2 protein-coding genes are annotated in these 1,816 nt (G+C 31.7%); both read left to right on the plus strand.

What is annotated here, in order from left to right; all coding sequences use genetic code 11:
- The first annotated feature begins 43 nt into the window (after nucleotides 1–43).
- On the plus strand, nucleotides 44–313 hold the full coding sequence (locus tag FJR05_RS10440) for a DUF928 domain-containing protein (RefSeq protein WP_371416872.1): 270 nt from the start codon (nucleotides 44–46) through the stop codon (nucleotides 311–313).
- Nucleotides 314–477: 164 nt separating this feature from the next.
- On the plus strand, nucleotides 478–1,800 hold the full coding sequence (locus FJR05_RS10445) for a DNA methyltransferase (RefSeq protein WP_168644041.1): 1,323 nt from the start codon (nucleotides 478–480) through the stop codon (nucleotides 1,798–1,800).
- Nucleotides 1,801–1,816 lie beyond the last annotated feature (16 nt).

Raw genomic sequence — 1,816 nt, forward strand, 5'->3', positions numbered from 1 at the left:
CTCCTATCCCTGTTACTTCCTAATTCCTTTTTAGTGGGGGAGTGTGAACAGTTACGGTTCAACAACCAATATTAATATTAATGGTTGGATTAAAAGAGTTGAACCAAGTCTTCAACTTGTACAACAGTTAAAGCAAACTATTCCTCAAAAACAATATGTTTTCTATGCGAAAAATAATATCTGGTATGAAACTTTAAGTAAGTTGGCGGAAAATCGCACTATTTATCAGCAGGAGTGGAGTGATATTTTATCGCTGTTTGGTTTGAATGAATTCACGGAAGCTTCTATTTCTCAACTCAAGCAGCAAGAGTAATTTAAGGAAGATGTGAAAATTATTTCCAAGAAGTGTTACAGACGATGTATGATCTAAGAAGTGAACATTAAAACAAGGGTGGGTTGCCTATCAATTATTTCATTTATTACAATTTTGATTACTCATTTTTTGATCCACATAATTTATTTACCAGTGTAGTCCAGATGGAAACTATTAAGCAGTTAAGTTTATTCTCTGAAATTGAAGATATAAATAGTAAAAACAGTAAAAACGAAATCGAAAATTGGGGTACATTTAAGGATAGTTTAAAAGCACCTGTCCATCGTTGGTTCACTTATCCTGCTGGCTTTTCTTATAAAGCTGTTATTCATTCAATAGAACGTTTTGGGATTACGTCAGATATGGTTGTTTATGATCCATTTATGGGATCTGGTACTACAAATTTAACTTGTAAAAGCTTGGCAATCTCTTCATTTGGTGTAGAAGCTCATCCCTTTGTATACAAAATTGCGAAAGCAAAAATGAACTGGGAAATAAATTATCAAGAAGCTGTAATCTTTATAAAGAAGGTAGAAAATATCTTTATCAAAAAATTAGATGAAACCATAAATCAACAAGAATTTAGTATTGAAAATTGTTTTCCTGAATTGGTGATTAAATGCTACTCAAAAAATACTATTGAAAAACTCTATATACTCAAGAATATTTTGGAAGCTGAAGGACTATCAGAACCAGTATTCGATTTTTTCTATGTGGTTATTACTGCACTGCTTAGAGATGTATCTAGCGCAGCTACAGGATGGCCTTACATAGCACCTAAAAAGTTGAAACCAACTTCTGCCGATAAAGAAGTTTTGGTTGAGTTCATGAAGCTATCATATCAAATGCTAAAAGATATTAAAAATATCAAACAAGGCTCATCTGAAAATCATCAAAAATCAACGCATAACCTTTTCAATGCAGATTCAAGAAATACAGAAATGTTTATTAAAAATCAATCTGTAGATTATGTATTCACTTCACCTCCTTATCTAAATAACTTTGATTATTCAGATAGAACAAGATTAGAACTATATTTTTGGGGTGATGCTAAGAATTGGAAAGAGATATCAGATAATTTTCGCACGAAGTTAATAACATCAGCAACCACTCAAGTATTACGAGGCGATTCTCGGTACATTTTGTTAGATGACTTCAGAAAAGAATGTGATGAAATTACTAATTTTATCCAAACTTCTGCCCATAAACTTGCTGAATTAAGAAAAATTAAAGGCGGAAAAAAGAGTTATGATCTCATGTTAATTGGATATTTTAATGATATGTATAAAATCCTTAAAGATGTTTACAGAGTTTTAAAACCTAATACTAAAGCATTATTTGTATTGGGAGATTCAGCCCCCTATGGTATACATATTCCTACCGATAAATTAATTGGTGAAATCGGAGTTTGCATTGGTTTTAATAACTATAAAATGGAGGTATTGAGGCAGGGCTATTTCATTCTAAAAGAGAGGATAAAATGGTAGAGATATCTAGGCATCT

The organism is Dolichospermum sp. UHCC 0259 (genome assembly GCF_009711935.1).
Classification (GTDB): domain Bacteria; phylum Cyanobacteriota; class Cyanobacteriia; order Cyanobacteriales; family Nostocaceae; genus Dolichospermum.